Consider the following 21,051-nt stretch of genomic DNA (forward strand, 5'->3'; position numbering starts at 1 on the left):
TTTCAAAGAAACAGAGTAGGAAGGGAAATTTACGAACAGATGACACGGGTTTAACATGGGTCGCCAATGTAGGGAGAATGCCATGGCCGATCTTCTGCTGGGACAGGTGCTGTCCTTCTCCGCCGATCCGTTCGAGGCGGGGCCAGAGGCTGCGCGCATCGATGAGGCGGTGCTGGTCGAAGCTGGCCGCATTGTCGCGACCGGCAGCCGGGATGCGCTGACCCGCGCCCATCCGCAGGCGCAGGTTACCGATTACGGGACTTCGGTGATCTCCGCCGGGTTTGTCGACGCCCATGTGCACTACCCGCAGACCGCGATCATCGCGAGCTGGGGCAAGCGTCTGATCGACTGGTTGAACAGCTATACCTTTCCCGAAGAGATGCGCTTTGCCGACCCCGCCTATGCGCAGGCCGTGGCCAACCGCTATCTGGATCTGACGCGGGCGCATGGCACGACCTCGGTCTGTTCCTATGCCACGATCCATCCGGCATCGGTCGATGCGCTGATGGGGGCGGCACAGGCACGCGGCCAGCGGATCTGGACCGGCAAGACCTGCATGGATCGCAACGCCCCCGAGGGCCTGCGCGACACCGCACAATCGGCGCATGACGACAGCGCGGCGCTGCTGGCCAAATGGCACGGGGTGGACCGGCTGTCCTATGTCATCACCCCGCGCTTCTCGCCGACCTCGACGCCGGAACAGCTTGAGGCGATGGGGGCGCTTTGGGCCACCAATCCGTCCTGCCTGATGCAGACCCATCTGAGCGAACAGACCGACGAGATCGCCTGGGTCAAGGATCTGTTCCCGGATGCCCGCGATTATCTGGATACCTATGAACGTTTCGGCCTGCTGGGCAAAGGGGGGCTTTATGGCCATGCGATCCATCTGGAACCGCGCGAAAAGGACCGGCTGCGCGAGGTGGATGGCAGCCTGATCCATTGCCCGACCTCCAACACCTTCATCGGTTCGGGCCTGTTCGACATGGCGGGGCTGAAATCGGCCGGTCACCGCGTGGGCCTTGCCACCGATACCGGCGGCGGATCATCCTTTTCGATGCTGCGCACCATGGCCGCGGCCTATGAAGTGTCGCAACTGCGCGGCCATGCGCTGCATCCGGCGCAGCTCTGGTGGCTGGCAACGCAAGGTTCGGCCCGCAGCCTTCATGCCGATCACCAGATCGGCAATATTGCCCCGGGGCTTGAGGCGGATCTTGTGGTGATCGATCTGGCCTCCACCCCCGCCATTGCCCAGGCAAGCGCGCGGGCGGACACGCTGTGGCAGGCGCTGTTCCCCACCATCATGATGGGCGATGACCGCGCGGTGCAGGCGGTCTGGATCGGCGGCAAACGGGCAGCTTAAATCCCGCCGGGCACAATCCGGTTCCGAAGGGCCCAAAGCGCGGGGCCCTTCGGCAAAGGCATCAGGCCGCGCGGGCGCGGGTCCAGAGCGTGGTGGCAAAGAGCCCGAGCACAGCCCAGGCCGCAAGCCCCACGCCAAGCGCGCGTCCGGCGAATTGCGCCGCCAGTTCCGGCGGGGTCGGGCCGGTGAAATCGGCAGGATGCGGGGCACCCACGACATGCGGCAGCGCCAGCATGACAAGGGCAAGCGCCCAGACCGTCCAGTTGCGGCCAAAAGCCACCAGCCACAGCCCGCCTGCCGACAGCAGAACGGTCATGATCCACCAAAGGGCGCGGGCATTGATATCGGCAGCCGCCATCCCCGGCAGTTCGGGTGCCAGACCAAAGGCCGGGGCCATTTGCACGGCGACAAAGCCCGCGACACCCCAAAGCAGCCCCTCGCGAGCGCTGACGGTATGCCCGCGCGCCTCGGACAGCGCGAAGGCTGCGACCAGCAGCAGGCCATAGCCTGAATAGACGACGATCGAGAACAGGATCGACAGACCGTCGCGCGGCGCGTCAAAGCCGATGCCGGGTGCTGCGTGCCCTTCAGCAGCCAGCGCCTCGACCGGGGCCGCATGGTCATGCCCCTCCGCCGGTGCGGCATGGTCATGTCCTTCCGCTGCCCCCGCACCATGATCATGGCCAGAGGCCGCCGCGAAATGGGTCCGCTCGCCGCCCTCATAAAGCTCGGCATGAAGCAGCACGGGCTGCACGAAGAAAAGCTGCAGCAGGGCGGCAATCAGCCCTGCGGCAGCGCCAGCGATCAAGGCGCTGGTCAGCATTTTCGTCAGCATGGATCAGTGGCAGGGAAAGCCGGTGGCGTGGCGCACGTCATGGGCGGCATCATGCAGCGCCTCGGACTGGGCAAGGCCCGCGGTGAAGATCAGGATCGCACCGATCAAGGCCACGATGGCGATATTGCCATAGGATACGGAAGCTGTGCCCGCGGCACGGGTTGCAGTCGTCATGTCATTCTCCTGGCCGTCATCCCCGACGGCGGTTGAGTGCGCGCGAAAAGCCGGTCTCCTGACTTGCATGTCGCTGCCGCCGACCCTTCCCATGGCGCGGGGGCCACAGTGGTTTGTCGGACTGGCTCGATGCTCACAGTCGCGGGGGCGGTCTGGTTCAGGTCTGACCCATTGGTCGGGCTGCCTGCCATGTTCCCTGTCACCGGGATGGGCCCGGTCACGCTTTTGCGAGGAAACTGTGACAGCTGCCCCCGGCAGGGTCAAGCGCACAAAGGTCGGGGGTATGAGCACACAGGCGTCTGTGGTCTGGCGGAGGATGGCCGGACTCGAGCGGTCAGCCCAGGTGGGTAAACCTCCAGCCTCTGGCTTCGGTAGTCTGGTCTCGGTGGTGGGGCCGCAGGTCAAGACCCGGGATCAGTCTTCCCGGCAGGCGGGGATGCGGGCCAGCACCCGCAGCCGCAGCGATCCCAACGGGCGCGCGTCCAGGATCTCGCCCCGGGGTGCGGCAAGATATTCGCCGATCAGAACCGGCAGGAAGGCCATATCCTCGGGCTGGAGCGGGCCGAACAGATAGGCCATCCGCCCCGATGCCCGCAGCGCGACCGAGGCGCCGCTGCGACAGCCCGACAGGCAGGCATTGCCCTGCACCCGGCAGGGCTGGCCCCGCAGCGCCTTCTGCACCTTGGCCAACCGCTCGGCCCCTGTCGGGCATTCGGTGCAGACAAAGACCGTGACCATTCCCTCGCCCCATCCGTTTCGACGGCATTCTGGCGAAATGACCGGCAGGGGCAAGCGCCGCCTCTTTCCAGCAGATCGACGGAAAAATCTGCGCCGCCTTGCGGATGAAAGCTGCGCCGGTATCGTATAGCCAATATGGGACAAAGCGATTTCGACCTTCAACCACATCTCGACGCGCTGCGCCGCTATGCGCGGGTGCTGACGCGTGCCAGTCAGGAAGGCGATGATCTGGTGCAGGGTGCGCTTCTCAAAGCCTATGAGCGCCGGGCGAGCTTTCGGCCCGGCGGGTCATTGCGCGTCTGGCTGATGTCGATCCTGCACAACCATTTCATCGACCAGATGCGCAGCCGGCGCGCATCCGAGGCGCGCGAGCAGGCCTGGGCCGAACTGAATCCCGGCTTTTCGACGCCGGATGGCGAACAGGCGATGCGGCTGGCACAATTGCGGCTGGCCTTTCTCGACCTGCCCCCCGATCAGCGCGAGGCGTTGCATCTGGTGGCGATGGAGGGCTTGAGCATTGCCGAGGCCTCGGCGGTGTTGCAGATACCGCCGGGCACAGTGATGTCGCGCATCGGGCGGGCGCGTGCGGCGCTGCGGCGGTTCGAGGATGGCCCGCCCCGGCAGGCGGATGCCCCTCAGGCTGCAGGCGTGGCAGGTGGCGCACAGCCTGCGGGCCGCGCCCAAAGCCCCGATGGCACGCGGCCCGGTTTGCGATTGGCGGGCTTGCGATTGGTAGGAGGTCGCGATGACAATCGATGACAATGATCCCCGGACCAGTGAACCGGGTGCCATGTCTGCGCCGACAGATGCGGATCGCCCGCATGGCGATCATGATATCGAGGGCTTCGTGGCCGCCCTGACCGATGGCCAGATGCCGCCCGAGCAGCGATTCGAAGTGGCGGATTATCTGGCACAGCATCCAGATCTTGCGGCCCAGACCATGGCCGATCTGCGCCTGACCGAAGGCTTGCGGCTTGCGCTCGGCGCGATCAACGGCCCCGCCCCCGCCGCCATGCGGTCCGAGGCGCGCCGGGTCTCTGCCGGGCTGGAGCGCCAGGACCTGCGCCGCCGCTATCTGCCCATTGCGGCGGCCATCGCCTGTTTCGCCCTTGGCTGGAGCGGGCAATCGCTGATGACCGCACTGTCACCGCATTCACCCGGCTCCACCGTGACGCCGCTGATCGATGCCGCATTGGATGCCGAGGCGGCGATGGCGCTGCGCCTTGCCATGCAATCACAGCCCGAAAGCCCCCGCCTTGATACGGCGGAGATCGCCCGCGCGCTTGGCATCACCCTGCCCGGTCTGCCTCAGGACTGGCTGGTGCGCGATGTGCAGGTGGTGGCGACACAAAGCCGCCCTGGCGTGGCCATTGCCATCGAGACCCCCGATATGGGCGAGATCATGCTGTTCTCGGTCGCGCAAAGCGGCACCGCGCAGGATCAGCCCCCCCGCGCCTATCATCGCGACGGCAAGGCCTTCGCCGTGTTCTCGCGCGATGCGGCGAATTATGTGCTGGTCGACAATTCGCAGCCGCTGGCGGATCTGTCGCAAGGGGCCAATCGCCTGCTGCGCAGATTCTAGGCAAGGCCAAGCGCCCCGGATATTGGCAGGCGCATTCCCGCCGCAGGTCTGATCCGCAGCAGAGCTGCCTGGGTATCTGGCTGCCCTGCGTATCTGGCTGCCCCCCCATTCGGCTCGCTCCGCATTGGGCTCGCTCACCCAATTGACTTGGCCCGCCAATTTGATCGACCCACCCACTTGTCCCTGCGCATTTGACCCGGGCGTTCCGGCCCGCTATGGCATCAGGCAACCCTGATCGCCGATCCCTGCCGCTGGACCATGCCATGCCCGGTTTCGTCACCTTCGTATCCTCCGGCCCCGGTGCGGCCGATCTGCTGACGCTGCGCGCCGCGAACCGGCTGCGCCAGGCCGATGTGGTGCTTTACGACGATCTGAGCTCCGGCCCGATCCTTGAAATGATCAGACCCGAGGCCGAGGCCATTGCGGTTGGCAAGCGCGCGGGCCGCCCCTCGGCCCGTCAGGAAGAGGTGAACCGCCTGCTTTGCCATCATGCCCGCCGCGGGCTACGGGTGGTGCGGCTGAAATCGGGCGATGCCGGGGTGTTCGGTCGGCTGGAAGAAGAGATCATCGCGCTGAGCGCGCAAGGCATCGGCTTCGAGATCGTGCCCGGGGTCACCGCCGCGACATCGGCCACGGCGGCCGCAGGCCTGCCCCTGACGCGCCGCTTGACCGCACGACGTGTTCAGTTCATCACCGGGGCCGATACGCGGGGGCAATTGCCCGGCGATCTGAACTGGGCCGCATTGGCCGATCCGATGGCGGTGACGGTAATCTATATGGGGCAGCGCACCTTCCCCGATCTGGCGGCGCGGCTGATCCAAGCCGGGATGGATGCCGCAACGCCCGCCTTGCTGGCGCATGGCATCTCGACCCCGGATGAGACGATCGCGCGCCATAGCATTGCCTCGCTGGCCGCGCATTTGCGCAATGCCGATACGTCACAACCGGGGCTGATCCTTTACGGGCCACTGGCGTTCTAGACCCGCACAGACATGCCCAGCGCCAGCGACAGCCGGATCAGGCAACTGAGGGTCAAAGTCTGATCCGCGCTTTGCCCGGCGGAAGGTTGTCGATAGGCGGCGGCTCTCCGGGTGGCTGGCTATCCGCGTGTATGGCTCTCCGGGTGGAGGACCAACGCCCACCTGCCCGCCCAGCGTCAACAGGGCGTGGCGCAAGCATGGCCGCCATTCATTTTCAGACAAGACCCGATAGTCTGGTCTTGCAGCGTCATGCGCGCTGCAAAGGCGCAAGCACCCCAGCCCCGAACCCTGCCCAGCGCGTCTGGGCCCGATCGGGTGTCAGGCAGCTACGCAATTCCAGCGCGCAACAGATCGACCAGTGCCGCCATATCCTCTGGCAAGGGCGCTTCGAACTGCAGATCCTCGCCGGTCACCGGATGGGTGAAGCCAAGGCTTGCCGCGTGAAGTGCCTGGCGCGGGAAGGCATTGGCGGCCTCGGAGGCCGCATCCCCCACCGCCTTGGCCGCAACCCGGCGCTTGTTGCCGCCATAGGTCTGGTCGCCCAGCAGCCCGTGACCGGCATGGGCCATATGCACGCGGATCTGGTGTGTCCGCCCGGTTTCCAGCCAGCATTCCACAAGGCTCGCTGCCTCGGGCGTGCCGTAAGCCTCCAGCACGCGGGTGCGGGTCACCGCGTGGCGTCCCTCATTCCAAACCACGGCCTGACGCTGACGATCCGTCTTGTGGCGCGCCAGATGGGTGGCGATGCGCAGGATCCCCCCGGTCTCGAAGCTCACGCCCCGCGTGCCGCGCAGACGCGGATCAGCGGCCGAGGGCACGCCATGGACCAGCGCCAGATAATGCCGGTTGACCGTATGCTTTTCAAACTGCGCCGCAAGCCCGTGATGGGCGCGATCGCTTTTGGCAACGACCAGCAGGCCCGATGTATCCTTGTCGATCCGGTGCACGATGCCGGGGCGCTTTTCGCCCCCCACCCCGGACAGCGTGTCACCGCAATGGAACAGCAGCGCATTGACCAGCGTCCCGGTCCAGGATCCCGGCGCCGGATGCACCACCATGCCGACCGGCTTGTTGATGACGATCAGATCACCGTCTTCCCAGATCACCTCCAGCGGGATATCCTCGGGCTGGGTGTCGATCTCGGCGGCCTGTCCCACCACCAGATCATAGACCTCGCCCGCTGAAACACGGGTCTTCGGATCGGTCACCGCCACACCGTCGCGCAGCACCTCGCCCGCCGCGATCATCTTCATCAGACGCGAGCGTGACAGAGACGCCTCCTCTGGCACCTCGCGCACCAGTGCCTTATCCAGACGGTCGGGCGGGTCCTCGCCGATCACCACGCGCAGCAGCGGGCCGTCGGCTGCATCATCATCGTCAAAGGAGCGGGTCATGGACGATACCTCGGAACAGCTGGAGCTGCCGCCCTCGCTGCGTTGGCTGAAATGGCTGGTGACGGCCTTGACCCTCACCCTGATCCTCGGCGTCATAACCATCGTGGGCCTGCTTGTCACGCGCCTGCCCCTTGGCACCACCCCGGCCTTCCCGGAGAACCTGACCTTGCCAGAGGGCGTCAGCCCGCAGGCAATCACCCGCGGCAAGGGTTGGGTGGCGGTGGTGACCGATGATGGCCGGATCCTGATCTTCGACACGAATGGCCAAATGACACAGGAAATCGCGGTGAACCGATAAAGGCGGCAAGAGGGTTGCCGATCCTTGCAGCTTTCGGGCCGAGCCCCGCTTGGATGGCCCGCTTCCACACCGCCGGGCGGCTTGAAGGGCCATATCGCCGCTTTGCGGCATGACAAATGTCGCAGGCAGGATTGCCAGATACCTGCTGCGCCCCGAACATATGATCAAATATTCAGATCAGATGACGGGGAATCACCATGCTCGACCGTTTCGGCGCCCGCGATGCCACCGACCTTGCGGCGCTTGTGGCCCGCAAGGCGGTATCACCTTCCGAATTGCTGGACGCCTCGCTGGAGGCCGCAGCAAGCCTGAACCCCGTCCTGAACGCCATCACCCTGCCGCAAGAGGATGTCGCGCGCCGCAAGATCGCCGAGGGCCTGCCGCGCGGCCCCTTCACGGGCGTGCCCTTCTTGCTAAAGGATCTGGGCTGCGAGGCGGTGGATTTCCCCTCCCATAACGGATCGCGGCTGCTGGCCAATACGCATTATGACCGCGACAGCGCGATCTTTGAGCGCATCCGGGCCACCGGCGTGGTGACATGGGGGCGCACCACCAGCCCCGAAGGTGGCGTCGGAACGGTCACCGAAGCGGCTGTCTATGGCGGGCCAAGCCGCAATCCGTGGAACACTGATCACACGCCCGGTGGATCCTCGGGCGGTGCGGGGGCGGTGGTTGCCGCAGGCATCGTGCCCTTCGCGCATGGCTCGGATGGCGGTGGCTCGGTCCGTATCCCGGCCTCAAGCTGCGGCTTGTTCGGCTACAAGCCCACCCGTGCGCGTCTGCCCGATGGCCCCTATGTCGGCGAGGGCTGGGCGGGCATGGCAATCGACGGCTTTCTGACCCGCACGGTGCGCGACACCGCCGCCATGCTGGACGCCTGCCATGGTGCCGATCCCGGCGCGCCCTATCACGCGCCGCCGCTACGCCATGGCCATATGGATGCGATCAGCCGCCCGCCGCGCCGCCTGCGCGTGATGCTGGTGGAGACAACCTTTACCGGCGAGGCGATCGACCCCGAGGTGCGACAGGCCGTCCTTGATGCCGCAGCCCTTCTCGAAGGCCTAGGCCATCATGTCAGCCCCGGCCTGCCAAACGCCGATGTGACGCGGATGATGCGGGCCTGGACCGATCTTGTCGGCGTGGGCACGGCCCTTGGCATCCGCAAGGCGCTGAAGGGCCGCCCGCTGACCGCCGATCTGGTCGAAGGTGTGGGGCGCGGTGCCTGCGCCTACGCCGAAACCCTGCACCCGACCCGCTATCTGGAAGCCGTGGGCGAGATCCATGCCTTTGGCCGCCAGATGGCCGCAGCCTTTGGGCAGTATGACATCATCCTGTCTGCGACACTCGCCGAGCTTCCGGCCCGTGTCGGCCGCTTTGACCACAAGACCGAAGACTATGTCGGCTATCGCAACGGCCCCAAGGGAATCTTCGCCTATTCCCCCTTCTGCGCCGCATTCAACGCCAGCGGGCAGCCCGCCGCCTCGCTGCCGCTGGGGATGAGCGCAAGCGGCCTGCCCATCGGCATCCACCTTGCCGCACCCTTCGGCAATGATGAGGAACTGCTCGCGCTTTGTGCAGAAGTCGAGAAATCTGGCGACTGGTTGGCACGAAAGCCACCCGTTTGGGCAAAATGACTTGCCAGATGCGCATTCCCCGCGAAATATGATCAAAAACCAGAACAGAGTCAGCAACGGGGACGGCATTGTGACAGCAACCGCCACAACAGCAACCGCAACCCTTGACGCTGCGGGCATAGCCATCGAGGCCCGCAACACCGTCAAGGCGTTTGGACAGGGCGGCGCGGCGGTTCGCGCGCTTGATGATGTCTCGGTCGAGATCCGCAAGGGCGAGTTCTTCACCCTGCTTGGCCCCTCGGGCTGCGGCAAGACCACGCTTTTGCGCCTGATCGCAGGCTTTGAAAGCCCGACCTCGGGGCAGATCCTGCTGCATGGGCGCGACATCACCATGTTGCCGCCCAACAAGCGGCCGGTGAACACGGTGTTTCAAAGCTATGCGCTGTTTCCGCATCTGACGGTGGCCCAGAATGTGGGCTTCGCGCTTCAGATGCAGGGCAAGCCAAAGGCCCAGGTGGCCGAGACCGCAAGGCAGATGCTGGATCTGGTAAAGCTGGGCCATCTGGCGGATCGCAAGATCACCCAGATGTCGGGCGGCCAGCAACAGCGCGTGGCATTGGCCCGCGCCCTTGCCGCAAAGCCCGAGGTGCTGCTGCTGGACGAGCCGCTTTCGGCGCTGGATCTGAAACTGCGCAAGGAAATGCAGGTCGAGCTGAAGCGGTTGCAGACCGAGACCGGCATCACCTTCATCTTCGTGACCCATGATCAGGAAGAGGCGCTCACCATGTCCGACCGGATCGGCGTGATGAGCAATGGCAAGATCCAGCAGATCGGCACCCCGCGCGACATCTATACCCGGCCGGTGAACCGCTTTGTCGCAAGTTTCATCGGAGAGACCAACTTCCTGCCCGCCACGCTGGTCCCCGGTGGCGCGCGGCTGGCCACGGGCGATGTGGTGGAATTGCCCGGGGCGGAGGGTCCGGCCGGTCCCGTCACCCTGACCGTGCGCCCCGAACAGGTCCGCCTGACGCCCGCGGGCGAGGCAGGATCGGTGCCCGCCACCATCCGCGACTGGGTCTATTTCGGCACCGATACCCATGTCCATCTGCTGCTGGCCGACGGAACCGAAGTGGTGGCGCGGCTGCAGAGCAACCCCACAGGCGATAGCGGCCTGAGCCAAGATGCGCCGGTCGGCATCCGCTTTGCGCCGGGCGCCGCCCAGATCGTGGGGGATTGAGGCCATGCGCACATTAGAAGACCAATCCCGCGCAAGGTCCGTGCGCAATGCCTGGGCGCTCTCGGCCCCGGCCCTGGTCTTGCTGGCCTGCGCCGCAGCCGGGCCCTTGTTGATCGTTGTGATCTATTCCTTCCTCAGTCCTGGCAAATACGGCAATGTCGAATGGGTCTTCAGCCTGGATGGCTGGCGCGGCATCCTGTTCACCAAGGATATCTTCGACGACACGCTGCAACTGGCCGATGCGCATATCACGATCTTCTGGCGCTCGGTGAAACTGTCGCTGCTGACCACCGGCATCACCTTTCTGGTGGGCTTTCCGACCGCATGGTTCATCGCGACACGGCCGCCAAAGGCCCGCGCGCTGTGGCTGTTCCTGATCACCATTCCGTTCTGGACCAACCTCTTGATCCGCACCTTCGCAATCAACGAGGTGATCCGCAATGAAGGTCTGGTGAATACGGTTCTGCAAAAGATCGGCATGATCGAGGCCCCGATCCGCATGATCAACACCGATTTTGCGGTGCTGGTCGGCATGACCTATGTCTATCTGCCGCTGATGGTGCTGCCGCTGTTTGCCGCGATCGACCGTTTCGACATGCGGCTGCTGGAAGCCGCCTATGACCTTTACGCCAATCGCTGGCAGGTCTTGCGCCGAGTGATCCTGCCCATCGTGAAGCCTGGCATCGTCGCGGGCTCGATCCTTGTCTTCGTGCCCTCGCTGGGGGCCTATGTCACGCCGCGCGTGCTGGGCGGCGGCAAGAACATGATGATCGGCAACTTCATCGAGCTGCAATTCGGGCAGGGCCGCAACTGGCCATTGGGGGCGGCGCTCTCGGTCGCGCTGCTGCTGATCGTCATGGTGGCGCTGCTGGTCTATGTCCGCGCCGCCAGCAAGGGAGACAGCGCCCATGGCTGACGCATCCTTCGAGCCGAGCCGGATCCCGTTCTTCCGCCCCATCGCCATTCTGGCCTTCGTGGCGCTTTACCTGCCGATCTTCACGTTGGTGGTCTATGCCTTCAATGGCGGCAGCTCCATCGGGGTCTGGGAAGGGTTTTCACTGCATTGGTTCAGCAAGGCCTGGGCGAATGAAGCGGTGAAGGCCGCCACCCTGCGATCCCTGACCATCGCGGTCAGCGCGGCGATCATCGCCACCACCTGCGCGACGCTGGCGGCCCTTGGCACCACGCGCCGCCGCGCCTTCAAGGGCCAGACCTTCATCTATGTGATGATCAACCAGCCGCTGATGGTGCCCGAGATCGTCACCGCCGTGGCGCTGCTGATCCTGTTTGGCGTGGTCAAGACCTGGACCGGCTATCAGGGGCTTGGCTATCTGATCGTCGCGCATAGCGCCTTCTGCGTGCCCTTCGCCTATCTGCCGATCCGCGCCCGGCTGGAGGGGATGGACCTGAGCCTCGAGACCGCCGCCGCCGACCTTTATGCCTCGCCCTGGCAGACCTTCCGCCATGTCACATTGCCGCTGCTTGCCCCCGGCATCCTAGCCGGTGCCATGCTTGCCTTTGTCATCAGCCTGGATGACGTGGTGATTACGGAGTTTGTGAAATCCGGCGGTCAGGATACACTGCCGACCTATATGCTGGGCCAGATGCGGCGCGCGATCACGCCCGAGGTCAATGCGATCTCTACCGGATTGCTGGGCCTGACCGTGATCCTGCTGACCGCCTTCTTCCTGCTGACGCGGAAGAAGGGCTGATCCGGCCAAAGGGGGATGCGGATATGGCAAGATTCTATGTGAAGCTGGGACTGGTGCGCAGCTACGAGGACCAACCTGGCAGTCTGAGCACGGTCCTGACCCATAGCGGGTCGGTGGTCTATGCCCTGCAAAGCAATGGCAGCCTTGTCGCCCATACCCGCTACGGGGCCTATTGGGATGGAAGCGATCAGGATTACGAGGAATATCAGGTCATTGCGGTCTATCCCTCGCGCCCTGCCGAATTCAACACCACCTTCGTTGAAGGGGCCGCCACCTCGCGGCTGGCATGGGGGGTGATCGACAGCGACGGGCCGGTTGACCCGCCGGTGGATCCTCCCGTGGAGCCCCCGGTCGAGCCACCCAAACCCCCGAAGCCGCCGGTTGAACCCAATCCGCCGGACCCTCGCTATATGGAGCGGTGGAGCGATCACTGGACGGATGAGAATGGCATGATCCATTACTATCCGCAGACCAATGGACTGTATCGCCTTTATGCCAAAAGCGATCAGCAGATGCTGATCATGATGGAAAAGGTGCTTGGGCAGCTCGGCAATGGCACCGTGAATGCCGAACTTTTCCAATGGGTGTCTGGCACCTTCGGCATCCAAGCATCCGGCGATCTCCGACTGGCGGCCTTCAGCGAAGACGAGGCCATGGCCGCGATGGACCTGATCGGCTCCTCGGGCTTTGACGTGCTGGATGCGCTGACCCTCACCGACAGCGACGGCAATTTCCGCAGCGTCATTACGCCTGATCTAGAGCGTTTCTGGCAGGCGCAACGGGATGCGCGGGTGATATTTACCGAGATGATGCGCGACGAGGGCAGCTTGGACAGCGCCGGCATTGCGCGGTTGGTCAATCTGCTGACAAGCCAGAAGGCCATCGTCTCCAACACCTATAACCGTTCGGATCTTGAGAATCGTGGCTATTTCGTGGCCCTCGAAGCCGGGCTGGATCAGGTGGTGATCCGTGACAAGCTGGCATCGATCATCGGCTCGATCGGGCGCGATGCTGTGAAAGCCGAGGTGCGCATATCGGCCATGCTCGGACCAAATGACGATGTGCTGGAGCAGACCAAAGGCACATCCGGCACGGTCGTCATCGCGGGCAGCGGACATGACAGGGTCAGTCTACTGGGGGCAAGGAAATACGAGGCCAATGGCTATATCGATGGTGGCGACGGACGCGACACCCTGACCGGGTCTAACTTTGATGATCGCATCCTGGGCGGCACCGGCAAGGATGTGATCCGAGCCCATGGCGGCAGGGATTCTCTGCGCGGCGGCAGCCAGGACGACACCCTCCATGGTGGCAAGGGCAATGACCTGATCTATGGCGAAAGCGAAAACGATGTGCTTTTCGGCGAAAAGGGCATCGACCGGCTGTACGGCGGCAAGGGCGCGGACCGGCTTTACGGCGGCGTGGCCAATGACAGCCTGTTCGGCGGTGATGGCAATGACCACCTGCTTGGCGGCTTCGGCAATGACACGCTGCACGGCGGTGCCGGGGCCGACCGCTTTGTCTTCGACACCAAGGGCCGCGCGCGCGACCTGATCCGCGATTTCGAGGATGGCCGCGACATGATCGTCATCGACCGCGATCTGGCCCGCAACTTCGCCGCACTGGATATCGACCGGGTGAATGCCCGCGAATGGATCATCCGTTTTGACGATCAGACCATCGTGCTGCGTGACGATGCCACGATCCGGCTGAGCAGCAGCGATTTCCAGTTCATATGACCACCCGCCCCCTTCACCACCGGGGGTGGCCATAACCAGATAAAGACCAACAAGGAGAGAAAGATGAAACGACTGTTGTCTGCGACCGCGCTGCTGCTCTGCGGCACCGGCCTTGCCCATGCCGAGGGCGTGCTGCAGCTTTACAACTGGGGCAACTATACCAGCCCCGAATTGCTGGCCAAGTTCGAGAAAGAGACCGGCATCAAGGTCACCGTCACCGATTATGACAGCAACGACACCGCCTTGGCCAAGATCGAGGCCGGCGGCCACGGCTTTGACCTTGTGGTGCCCTCGGCCAATTATGTGCCGATCTGGGTCGAGAAGGGCCTTGTGACCGAGCTGGACCAGTCCAAGCTGCCGCATTTCGGCAATATCGCCCCCGAATGGCAGAATGTGGATTGGGATCCGGGCCGCAAGCATTCGATCCCGTGGCAATGGGGCTCGGTCGGGATGGCCGTCAACACCAAGGTCTATGGCGGCGACATCAATACATCGGCGGTGTTTCTGGATGTGCCGGATGAGCTGAAGGGCAAGATCAACGTCGTGCCGGAAATGAACGACGTGGTGAACCTTGCGATCTGGTATGTCGGCGGCGAGGCCTGCACCGAAGATACCGAGGTGCTGAAAAAGGCGCGCGACGCGCTGCTGGCCGCCAAGCCCGACTGGCTGTCGATGGATTACGGCGCGACCGAGCGGCTGTCGAACAATGACTGGGCGGCCTCGGTGAACTGGAACGGCTCCACCATGCGGGCGCGTCTGGCCAATCCCGATGTGAAATACGGCTATCCGAAAGAGGGCTATACCCTGTTCATGGATTCGGTCGCGCTCTTGAGCGACGCGAAGAATGTCGATGAGGCCTACAAGTTCCTCGATTTCATCATGATGCCGGAAAATGCCGCGATGATCTCGGCCTTTGCGCGCTATGCCAATGGCATTACCGGATCGGACGCCTTCATGCCGGAAGACATGAAGACCGCGCCCGAGGTCATGATCCCGGAAGAGTTCAAGGCCTCTGGTCACTTCCTGCCGACCTGCTCGCCCAAGGCGCAGGAATATCTGACCGCGATCTGGACCGAGCTGCAGAAGTAAGCGGACCAGGCAGCCCGGAGAACGGGCTGCATCTGCTTTCACGGAAATGGCAGGTGCATTGCCCGCCATCAGGAAAAGCCGGGGGGATTTACCTACCCTTGGAAAACAAGCGCGGGGGGCTTTGCCCCCCGCACACTCCCCACGATATTTTTGGACAGAACATGAAGACGGCTGTGGCGCTGACCGACCTTTCGGCCTCGGATCTGGCGCGGCTGATTGCTGCGCGCGAGGTGAAACCCTCCGAGGTGATGGAGGCCTATCTGGCGCGCATCGCTGCGGTGAACGGGGCGGTGAATGCGTTGGTCTCGCTGCGCGATGCCGAGCAGCTGATGGAGGAGGCGCGGGCGGCGGATGCGGCCACGCCGCAGGGCTGGATGCATGGCCTGCCAATCGCGGTGAAGGATCTGCTGGCGGTTAAGGGCTTGCGCAGCACCTATGGCTCGCCACTTTATGCCGATCATGTGCCGCTGGCCGATGATCTGGTGGTGGCGCGGATGCGCAAGGCGGGTGCGATCTTCACCGCCAAGACCAATACGCCGGAATGGGGCCATGGCAGCCACAGTTTCAACCCGGTCTTCGGCGTGACCCGCAACCCCTATGATCTAAGCCGCAGCGCAGGCGGATCCTCGGGAGGGGCGGCGGCGGCTTTGGCCGCGCGCATGGCACCGCTGGCGGACGGCAGCGACATGATGGGATCGCTGCGCAACCCGGCAGCCTTTTGCAATGTCTATGGATTTCGCCCGTCCTACGGGCTGGTGCCCGCCGATGCCTTAGGCGACACCTTTTCCGCCACGATGGCGACCGAAGGCCCGATGGCGCGCAGCGTCGAGGATATCGCCCGCTTTCTGTCCGTTCTGGCGGGCGAAAACCCGGAGGTCCCCTTCCCGGTGCAGCCCATGGATTATGCCGCGCATCTGGACATGGATGTGAAAGGCAAGCGCATCGGCTGGCTCGGGGATTGGGGTGGGGCCTATCCCTGCGAGCCCGGCATTCTGGAGACCTGCCGCGCGGGCCTTGCCGTGCTGGAGGATCAGGGCGCGATCGTCGAGGAGCTGGCACCGCCCTTCCCGGCCGAACGGCTTTGGCAGGCCTGGATCACCCTGCGCGGCTTCCTCAATGCCGGATCCAAAGGCGCGCTGCGCGAGGATCCGGCAAAATGGGCGCAACTGAAGCCCGAGACGCAATGGGAGATCGAGCAGGGCCTGAACCTGACCCCCATGCAGGTTTACCGCGCCAGCGAGACGCGTTCGCGCTGGTATGCGCGGGCGGCCAAGCTGCTGGCCCGCTATGATGCGCTGGTGATGCCGGCGGCCCAGGTCTGGCCCTTCCCGGCCGATTGGCGCTGGCCGCAGGTGATCAATGGTCGCGCAATGGACACCTATCACCGCTGGATGGAGATCGTGATCCCGGTCAGCCTGATCGGCCTGCCCAGCCTTGCCGTGCCCTGCGGCTTTGGTGCAGCCGGCCTGCCGACCGGGATGCAGATCATTGGCCGCTTTGGGGCCGATGCGCAGATATTGGCCATGGGGGCCCAATATCATCAGGCGACGCGCTGGCCGGAACGGCAACCGCCCGCCCTTTAGCGCCGCAAGCTAGCCTGCCTGCCAATGGGTGCAGACCGCTTCGGCCCGGCGTGGCAGGGACAGCACCACCCTGTCCCCCTCAATCCGGCCCGCAGCCCCCGCCAGCGGTCCGGTTTCAAAGCCCAGATCGCCGCCGCTTTGGCCAAAGCGCCCGGCCATGCCGCTGTCATCGATATAGAGACCCGGCGCAAGCGCGATGCCAAAGCGCGCCTGCCCCTCACCGCAGGACAGCAGCCCCTTGGGCAGCGGCGCCGGCGGCGGAGTGTCGCCTGCCTGTGCGTGCTGGAGATCGGCGGCGGGCACCTCGATCAGCCTGCCACCGGCCAGCCGCACAAGGCAGAGCCCGGTCTCACCCATGCCTTCCACCAGCCCCTCACCCTGCCCGGTCACAGTCACCAGCGCCGCCTGCGGGCAATCCAGCGCGGCCTGGGCGGCCAATGGCAGGCCCGCCAGCATCATACCAAGGCAGATGGCACGGAGAAGATCAGGCACGAAGACCCCCACATGAGTTAAGCGCCGCCACCATGCCGCGCCGGGCGGGCCGTGCCAAGCCCAAGCTGCGCCCGCTTGCCTTGCGCGGGACCTCTGGCTATGCCGGGGCACGAATGCGGAGCGGAGCTGCCCTTGCTGGCCTATCGGATGATCCTTTCGGCCCTGACGCCGGTTCTGGCGGGGCTGGTGCTGGTGCAGCGGCTGCGCGGCCGGGTTGGTCGCGCGGCCCTGTCGGAACGCCTGGGGCGCGCGGCGCAGCCCGCGGCGGGCCAAAACGTGGTCTGGCTGCACGGCGCCTCCAATGGCGAGCTGACCTCGGCACGCTGGCTGATCGCCGATCTGTTGCGGGCACGGCCCGACCTGCATATCGTCATCACCTGCAACAGCTGGACGGCGCGGGCCATGGTGCGGGATTGGGGCCTGCCGCGTGTCACGGCCCAGCTTGCACCCTTTGACACCCCCGGTGCCACCCGGCGCATGATCGCAAGATCGGGTGCCAAGGCGCTGATCTTCATCGAAAACGAGCTTTGGCCGGAACGGATCATCCGCATGGCCGCGCAAGGCGCGGTGATCGGCATCGGCGCAAGGTTGTCGCAAGGCTCCGCCCGCAACTGGCAACGCTTTGCCCCCGGCCTGATCGCGGCGATGCTGCGGCGGATCACCCTGCTTTCGGCGCAGGATGCCGGATCGGAGGCACGGTTTCTGGCGCTTGGCCTGCCCGCCGATCGCATCGGACCACGGCTGATGCTGAAGGCACAAGGCACCCAGGCGGCAAGCCCCACGACCCCGCCCTTCGCGCCGATGCATCCGCGCGCGCGGATCCTGCTGGCGGCCTCCACCCATACCGGCGAAGAGGCAGTCATCCTGCAAGGTTTTGCACAGGCGCGTGGCCAGTTCGACCTGTTGATCCTGGCCCCACGCCACCCGCGTCGCAGCGCAGAGGTGGCGGCGGCGATCCGGGCCCATGGCCTGTCTTTCGCCACGCGCTCCATGGGCGAGGTGCCGGGGCCCGGCACCGCGGTCTATCTGGCCGACAGTCTGGGCGAGATGCCGATCTGGTATGAGATGGCCGGTGCGACGGTCATCGGCGGCACCTTTGGCGATGCGGGCGGCCATACCCCATATGAACCCGCGCGTCATGGTTCGGCCATTCTGCATGGCCCCGGCGTCGCGAATTTTGCCGAAGTTTTTGCCGAACTGGATCAGGCGCAGGCTGCGCTTGCGGTGGGTCGCGATGGCCTTGGTCATGCGCTGGCCACCCTGACCGCGCAAAGCCAGATTGCCTTGGCCGAGGCGGCAACGGCCACGCTTTCCAAGGCCGAAGGGGGGGCTGCATTGCGGGCCGCCATTCTTGCAGCCCTGCCGCAAGTGCCGGATCAGGCCAGAGGATAGCGCGCCATCAGCTCGTAGCGCGGCCCGGCATGGGCCGGATATGACGCATAGAGCGCAAATTCCGTGACGCTCCAAGGTCCGGCGCGAAAGCCCTGTTGCGCAACCATCGCAGCCTCAAGCCGCGCTGCATGATCGGGCGGCGGTGGAGTGAACCGGCCCAGCGTCACATGTGGGGTAAAGCCTTGCGATTTCACCGCAATTCCGGCTCTGACCGCCACCTGCGCCACCTTGGCTTGCAGGCGCATCAAGGGCGCACAGGTCTGTAATCCCGCCCAGACCACGCGCGGCTTTGCCCCGCCAAAGGCATTCACCCCGGCCATTTCCAGCACGAACTGCGGCATCTGCACCGCCTCCAGCCCCTCGTGCAGCGCCTCCAGCACATGGACCGGCTGCGCGCCCAGAAAGGCCAGCGTGATATGGAAATCCTGCGCCTCCACCTGTTCAGGCAGCGGCAGCAACGCCTGCAACAATGCAAGGCGCGGATGCAGATCTTCCGGGATGGGCAGGGCAATGAAGGTTCGGATCATCTGGTTTCCGGGATGGGACACCGCGCAACTTGATCGAAAGCGCATATCTCGGCAAGGGCGCTGATCAGGACGGCGCGCGAAGATTGGTCGATGCCGGGAATGAACTGCCGCATGGTTTCTGCCGCCGGCATGTCTGGGTTACGGGTCTGTTTGGAGTGCCCGCGTGATTGGATTGCCCGCGTGATTGGGGTGACGGTCTGAGTGGGGGGCGCTCTGCTTGGATTGCGGCCAAGGCAGATGCATCGTTTGACTTGCGGATCTGCACAGATCACGCAGATAGCGCCGCCTCCACCGCGGTCAGAACCGGGGTCGAAAGCGGATCCACCACCGCGCGCCAGGTGGCGCGGGGCTGGCCGTCTCGCCCCAGCAGGATCTTGTTGAAGTTCCAGTTCGGCACAAAGCCGTGACTTTCGGCCATCCAGCGATAGAACGGATGCGCCTCTGGCCCAAGAACCGGCGTGATCGTCGCGATGGCAAGGGTCAGATCGAAATTCACCGCGCAATAGCGTTTCACGGCGGCGTCATCCTCCAATTCCTGCCGAAAGTCATCCGAAGGCACCGCCAGCACATGCAGGCCCTGCGCGGCAAAGCGGTCCTGCAGCCCCTGCAACGCATCGAATTGCCGAGCAAAACCGCAAAGCGAGGCGGTATTGACCACCAGCACCGGCGCGCCACGCCAAAGCGACAGGTCGTGCTGGCCGCCATCCAGCCCGTCAAAGCGAAAATCGGGCGGGTCTGCCGCAAAAGCGCGCCCGGCCGCAGCACAAAACACCAAGCCAGCCCCCAGCAAAGCCAGGCCGCCCCGCCGATCGATCCGCATGGCTGCCATCCGTCTCGCCCCCCTCCCGCTCATATCACGCTGCGACGCCCAAAACCTGAAATTTGCCGATAGCCAGCCTGCGCCCAGAATCCCGGCAGCGCCTCGGACCTTGGCGCAGATTACCCGACCTAGCGCGGCTGCTGCGATAAAAACACCACATATGCCCATTGGTTCCGTCAAAATCGCCGGGGTCAAGGCTTGCAATCTGTCGCACAGATTTCATTATGAACCTTCAGAGGCTGGCAGCGAACTTTATTGGATATTTCGGCAAGCCGGCCCTAACTCATCTCAAGTCCAGAGGTCCGGCCATATTGCTGGCACACAATCTGGCATCGAAGGCAGAACAGGCGTGACGCACAAGACCCATTCATGGTCGCCCGAGGGTGGCCCGGCCCCGCCAAAACCGGAGGAAACCAAGACGCAGTTCGGTGCCTTGTGCTGGCGCCCTGCGCGCGAAAAGAAACATGCGGGCGAGGTCGAGGTCCTGCTGATCACCAGCCGCGATACGGGCCGCTGGGTGATCCCCAAGGGCTGGCCGATCCGCGATCTGACCCCCGAGGCCTCCGCCGCGCGCGAAGCCTGGGAAGAGGCCGGGGTGGAAGGCCGCCCCGATCCGCATTGCCTCGGGCTTTACTCCTATGACAAATGCGTCGGACCAGAGCGCAATCCCCTGCCCTGCGTGGTCGCGGTCTACGGGCTGCGCGTGGCGCAACTGGCAGACCGCTTTCCCGAACGCAAGCAACGCCGCCGCAAATGGTTCCGCCCTGATGAGGCCGCCCGCAAGGTGGCCGAGCCAGAATTGCAAGCCTTGCTGGCCTCACTGGCGCACTGGGATGGCAAGCATGGCCGCCCGGCGGCCGAACAGGGAGAGGGCGCCCCGCTTGCGCGCGAAATGCGCGGCAATGGTTGATCTTCCCTTCGGGAAAGGCCATTTCTGGATCAGTCCTTCGCACCCATAGGCCCCGAATATAGGCCCCTTATGATCCGCTACGCCCTGACCTGTTCCAACGGCCACATCTTCGACAGCTGGTTTGCCTCGGCCGATGCTTTCGATGGCTTGCGGGCGCGTGGCCTTGTGGCCTGCGCGGTCTGTGGCGTGTCGCAGGTGGAAAAGGCGCTGATGGCACCCGCGGTCAACTCGCCCCCCGATGCCGCGATGCCCGCCGCACCGCGCCCCGATCTCAGCAGCCCCGAAAGCCCTGCCGCGGCGGCCCTCGCCCGGTTGCGCCGCGAAGTAGAGGCCAATTCGGAATATGTCGGCGGTGAATTCGTGGCCGAGGCCCGCCGTATGCATGAGGGCGAAGCCCCCGAGCGCGCGATTTATGGCGAGGCCCGGCTCGATGAGGCGCGCCGCCTGCTTGAAGATGGCATTCCCGTCGCGCCGCTGCCCTTCCTGCCCGGCCGCAAGGCAAACTGATCCGCGATCAGCCTGTAGAAGCTTCAGCCCCTGTCAGCGTTCAGCGTTGGGGGATGTCACCGGGAATTGTCTGCCCCCTCATGTCCCTGCGGGATGCCTGCCCCCAGG

General features: G+C 64.9%; 22 protein-coding genes and 1 riboswitch. Of the genes, 15 read left to right on the forward strand and 7 right to left on the reverse strand.

Annotation, left to right across the window (positions count from 1 at the left end; genetic code table 11):
• The first annotated feature begins 82 nt into the window (after positions 1-82).
• Entirely contained in the window at positions 83-1,360 is a 1,278-nt protein-coding gene (gene guaD, locus GBJ34_RS16680; RefSeq protein WP_151720329.1) for a guanine deaminase, read from the forward strand.
• 61 nt (positions 1,361-1,421) lie between these two features.
• On the opposite strand, the gene GBJ34_RS16685 is transcribed toward guaD, so the two are convergent.
• The 3 genes from GBJ34_RS16685 to GBJ34_RS16695 all read right to left on the reverse strand — a co-directional run bounded on the left by GBJ34_RS16685 (position 1,422) and on the right by GBJ34_RS16695 (position 3,107).
• Positions 1,422-2,195: a CbtA family protein gene (locus tag GBJ34_RS16685; RefSeq protein WP_151720330.1), complete on the reverse strand. Its 774-nt coding sequence runs from the start codon at positions 2,193-2,195 to the stop codon at positions 1,422-1,424.
• 3 nt (positions 2,196-2,198) lie between these two features.
• Positions 2,199-2,369 (reverse strand): CbtB domain-containing protein, encoded by a 171-nt coding sequence (locus GBJ34_RS16690; RefSeq protein ID WP_151720331.1) that lies wholly within the window; start codon positions 2,367-2,369, stop codon positions 2,199-2,201.
• A 31-nt stretch (positions 2,370-2,400) separates the two neighbouring features.
• A riboswitch (cobalamin riboswitch) is annotated at positions 2,401-2,611 on the reverse strand.
• A gap of 172 nt (positions 2,612-2,783) precedes the next feature.
• On the reverse strand, positions 2,784-3,107 hold the full coding sequence (locus GBJ34_RS16695) for a DUF1636 family protein (protein ID WP_192931264.1): 324 nt from the start codon (positions 3,105-3,107) through the stop codon (positions 2,784-2,786).
• Between the two features lie 135 nt (positions 3,108-3,242).
• Between GBJ34_RS16695 and GBJ34_RS16700 the strand changes: the two genes are divergently transcribed.
• From GBJ34_RS16700 to cobA, 3 genes are all read left to right on the forward strand, one after another.
• A complete protein-coding gene (locus GBJ34_RS16700; protein ID WP_151720333.1) occupies positions 3,243-3,866 on the forward strand; it encodes a sigma-70 family RNA polymerase sigma factor in 624 nt (207 codons plus the stop codon).
• On the forward strand, positions 3,853-4,689 hold the full coding sequence (locus GBJ34_RS16705) for an anti-sigma factor family protein (protein ID WP_151720334.1): 837 nt from the start codon (positions 3,853-3,855) through the stop codon (positions 4,687-4,689). Before GBJ34_RS16700 ends, GBJ34_RS16705 begins: the two co-directional genes overlap by 14 nt.
• 263 nt (positions 4,690-4,952) lie before the next feature.
• Positions 4,953-5,669, forward strand: coding sequence for a uroporphyrinogen-III C-methyltransferase (gene cobA / locus GBJ34_RS16710; protein ID WP_151720335.1), 717 nt, complete (start codon positions 4,953-4,955; stop codon positions 5,667-5,669).
• A 326-nt stretch (positions 5,670-5,995) separates the two neighbouring features.
• On the opposite strand, the gene GBJ34_RS16715 is transcribed toward cobA, so the two are convergent.
• Complete coding sequence (locus GBJ34_RS16715; RefSeq protein ID WP_151720336.1) at positions 5,996-7,063, reverse strand: RluA family pseudouridine synthase; 1,068 nt, start codon at positions 7,061-7,063, stop codon at positions 5,996-5,998.
• Here GBJ34_RS16715 and GBJ34_RS16720 point away from each other — a divergent pair.
• The 8 genes from GBJ34_RS16720 to GBJ34_RS16760 all read left to right on the forward strand — a co-directional run bounded on the left by GBJ34_RS16720 (position 7,062) and on the right by GBJ34_RS16760 (position 16,295).
• Positions 7,062-7,361, forward strand: a complete 300-nt coding sequence (locus GBJ34_RS16720; RefSeq protein WP_151720337.1) for a DUF6476 family protein — start codon at positions 7,062-7,064, stop codon at positions 7,359-7,361. The two genes, GBJ34_RS16715 and GBJ34_RS16720, sit on opposite strands and share 2 nt — an antisense overlap.
• Positions 7,362-7,558: 197 nt before the next feature.
• The gene (locus GBJ34_RS16725; RefSeq protein ID WP_151720338.1) at positions 7,559-8,995 is read left to right on the forward strand and encodes an amidase; all 1,437 of its coding nucleotides are present in this window, start codon (positions 7,559-7,561) and stop codon (positions 8,993-8,995) included.
• A gap of 70 nt (positions 8,996-9,065) precedes the next feature.
• The gene (locus tag GBJ34_RS16730; RefSeq protein WP_404811442.1) at positions 9,066-10,172 is read left to right on the forward strand and encodes an ABC transporter ATP-binding protein; all 1,107 of its coding nucleotides are present in this window, start codon (positions 9,066-9,068) and stop codon (positions 10,170-10,172) included.
• 4 nt (positions 10,173-10,176) lie between these two features.
• Positions 10,177-11,088, forward strand: coding sequence for an ABC transporter permease (locus GBJ34_RS16735; RefSeq protein WP_151720340.1), 912 nt, complete (start codon positions 10,177-10,179; stop codon positions 11,086-11,088).
• Positions 11,081-11,884, forward strand: coding sequence for an ABC transporter permease (locus GBJ34_RS16740; RefSeq protein WP_151720341.1), 804 nt, complete (start codon positions 11,081-11,083; stop codon positions 11,882-11,884). The genes GBJ34_RS16735 and GBJ34_RS16740 overlap by 8 nt, the downstream gene beginning before the upstream one ends.
• Positions 11,885-11,907: 23 nt before the next feature.
• A complete protein-coding gene (locus GBJ34_RS16750) occupies positions 11,908-13,623 on the forward strand; it encodes a calcium-binding protein (RefSeq protein WP_192931265.1) in 1,716 nt (571 codons plus the stop codon).
• 63 nt (positions 13,624-13,686) lie between these two features.
• Positions 13,687-14,712, forward strand: coding sequence for an ABC transporter substrate-binding protein (locus GBJ34_RS16755; RefSeq protein ID WP_151720343.1), 1,026 nt, complete (start codon positions 13,687-13,689; stop codon positions 14,710-14,712).
• A 161-nt stretch (positions 14,713-14,873) separates the two neighbouring features.
• Positions 14,874-16,295: an amidase gene (locus GBJ34_RS16760; RefSeq protein WP_226341243.1), complete on the forward strand. Its 1,422-nt coding sequence runs from the start codon at positions 14,874-14,876 to the stop codon at positions 16,293-16,295.
• Between the two features lie 9 nt (positions 16,296-16,304).
• Here the strand turns inward: GBJ34_RS16760 and GBJ34_RS16765 are convergent, their stop codons facing one another.
• Entirely contained in the window at positions 16,305-16,787 is a 483-nt protein-coding gene (locus GBJ34_RS16765) for a hypothetical protein (protein WP_151720344.1), read from the reverse strand.
• 132 nt (positions 16,788-16,919) lie between these two features.
• Between GBJ34_RS16765 and GBJ34_RS16770 the strand changes: the two genes are divergently transcribed.
• Positions 16,920-18,179, forward strand: coding sequence for a 3-deoxy-D-manno-octulosonic acid transferase (locus GBJ34_RS16770; RefSeq protein WP_226341244.1), 1,260 nt, complete (start codon positions 16,920-16,922; stop codon positions 18,177-18,179).
• On the opposite strand, the gene thpR is transcribed toward GBJ34_RS16770, so the two are convergent.
• Both thpR and GBJ34_RS16780 read right to left on the reverse strand, forming a co-directional pair.
• Positions 18,164-18,706: an RNA 2',3'-cyclic phosphodiesterase gene (gene thpR, locus GBJ34_RS16775; protein ID WP_151720345.1), complete on the reverse strand. Its 543-nt coding sequence runs from the start codon at positions 18,704-18,706 to the stop codon at positions 18,164-18,166. The two genes, GBJ34_RS16770 and thpR, sit on opposite strands and share 16 nt — an antisense overlap.
• Before the next feature lie 268 nt (positions 18,707-18,974).
• A complete protein-coding gene (locus tag GBJ34_RS16780; RefSeq protein WP_226341245.1) occupies positions 18,975-19,526 on the reverse strand; it encodes a glutathione peroxidase in 552 nt (183 codons plus the stop codon).
• A gap of 349 nt (positions 19,527-19,875) precedes the next feature.
• Here GBJ34_RS16780 and GBJ34_RS16785 point away from each other — a divergent pair, with 349 nt between their 5' ends.
• A complete protein-coding gene (locus tag GBJ34_RS16785; RefSeq protein WP_226341246.1) occupies positions 19,876-20,436 on the forward strand; it encodes an NUDIX hydrolase in 561 nt (186 codons plus the stop codon).
• A gap of 69 nt (positions 20,437-20,505) precedes the next feature.
• Entirely contained in the window at positions 20,506-20,943 is a 438-nt protein-coding gene (locus GBJ34_RS16790; RefSeq protein ID WP_151720348.1) for a DUF1178 family protein, read from the forward strand.
• The last annotated feature ends 108 nt before the right edge of the window (positions 20,944-21,051 follow it).

It is taken from the genome of Gemmobacter serpentinus, from assembly GCF_008973825.1.
Classification (GTDB): domain Bacteria; phylum Pseudomonadota; class Alphaproteobacteria; order Rhodobacterales; family Rhodobacteraceae; genus Gemmobacter; species Gemmobacter serpentinus.

Coding starts and splice junctions, on each gene's coding strand:
- guaD (WP_151720329.1), top strand. CDS start 83: ATGGCCGATCTTCTGCTGGGACAGGTGCTGTCCTTCTCCGCCGATCCG.
- GBJ34_RS16685 (WP_151720330.1), bottom strand. CDS start 2,195: ATGCTGACGAAAATGCTGACCAGCGCCTTGATCGCTGGCGCTGCCGCA.
- GBJ34_RS16690 (WP_151720331.1), bottom strand. CDS start 2,369: ATGACGACTGCAACCCGTGCCGCGGGCACAGCTTCCGTATCCTATGGC.
- GBJ34_RS16695 (WP_192931264.1), bottom strand. CDS start 3,107: ATGGTCACGGTCTTTGTCTGCACCGAATGCCCGACAGGGGCCGAGCGG.
- GBJ34_RS16700 (WP_151720333.1), top strand. CDS start 3,243: ATGGGACAAAGCGATTTCGACCTTCAACCACATCTCGACGCGCTGCGC.
- GBJ34_RS16705 (WP_151720334.1), top strand. CDS start 3,853: ATGACAATCGATGACAATGATCCCCGGACCAGTGAACCGGGTGCCATG.
- cobA (WP_151720335.1), top strand. CDS start 4,953: ATGCCCGGTTTCGTCACCTTCGTATCCTCCGGCCCCGGTGCGGCCGAT.
- GBJ34_RS16720 (WP_151720337.1), top strand. CDS start 7,062: ATGGACGATACCTCGGAACAGCTGGAGCTGCCGCCCTCGCTGCGTTGG.
- GBJ34_RS16715 (WP_151720336.1), bottom strand. CDS start 7,063: ATGACCCGCTCCTTTGACGATGATGATGCAGCCGACGGCCCGCTGCTG.
- GBJ34_RS16725 (WP_151720338.1), top strand. CDS start 7,559: ATGCTCGACCGTTTCGGCGCCCGCGATGCCACCGACCTTGCGGCGCTT.
- GBJ34_RS16735 (WP_151720340.1), top strand. CDS start 10,177: ATGCGCACATTAGAAGACCAATCCCGCGCAAGGTCCGTGCGCAATGCC.
- GBJ34_RS16740 (WP_151720341.1), top strand. CDS start 11,081: ATGGCTGACGCATCCTTCGAGCCGAGCCGGATCCCGTTCTTCCGCCCC.
- GBJ34_RS16750 (WP_192931265.1), top strand. CDS start 11,908: ATGGCAAGATTCTATGTGAAGCTGGGACTGGTGCGCAGCTACGAGGAC.
- GBJ34_RS16755 (WP_151720343.1), top strand. CDS start 13,687: ATGAAACGACTGTTGTCTGCGACCGCGCTGCTGCTCTGCGGCACCGGC.
- GBJ34_RS16760 (WP_226341243.1), top strand. CDS start 14,874: ATGAAGACGGCTGTGGCGCTGACCGACCTTTCGGCCTCGGATCTGGCG.
- thpR (WP_151720345.1), bottom strand. CDS start 18,706: ATGATCCGAACCTTCATTGCCCTGCCCATCCCGGAAGATCTGCATCCG.
- GBJ34_RS16780 (WP_226341245.1), bottom strand. CDS start 19,526: ATGCGGATCGATCGGCGGGGCGGCCTGGCTTTGCTGGGGGCTGGCTTG.
- GBJ34_RS16790 (WP_151720348.1), top strand. CDS start 20,506: ATGATCCGCTACGCCCTGACCTGTTCCAACGGCCACATCTTCGACAGC.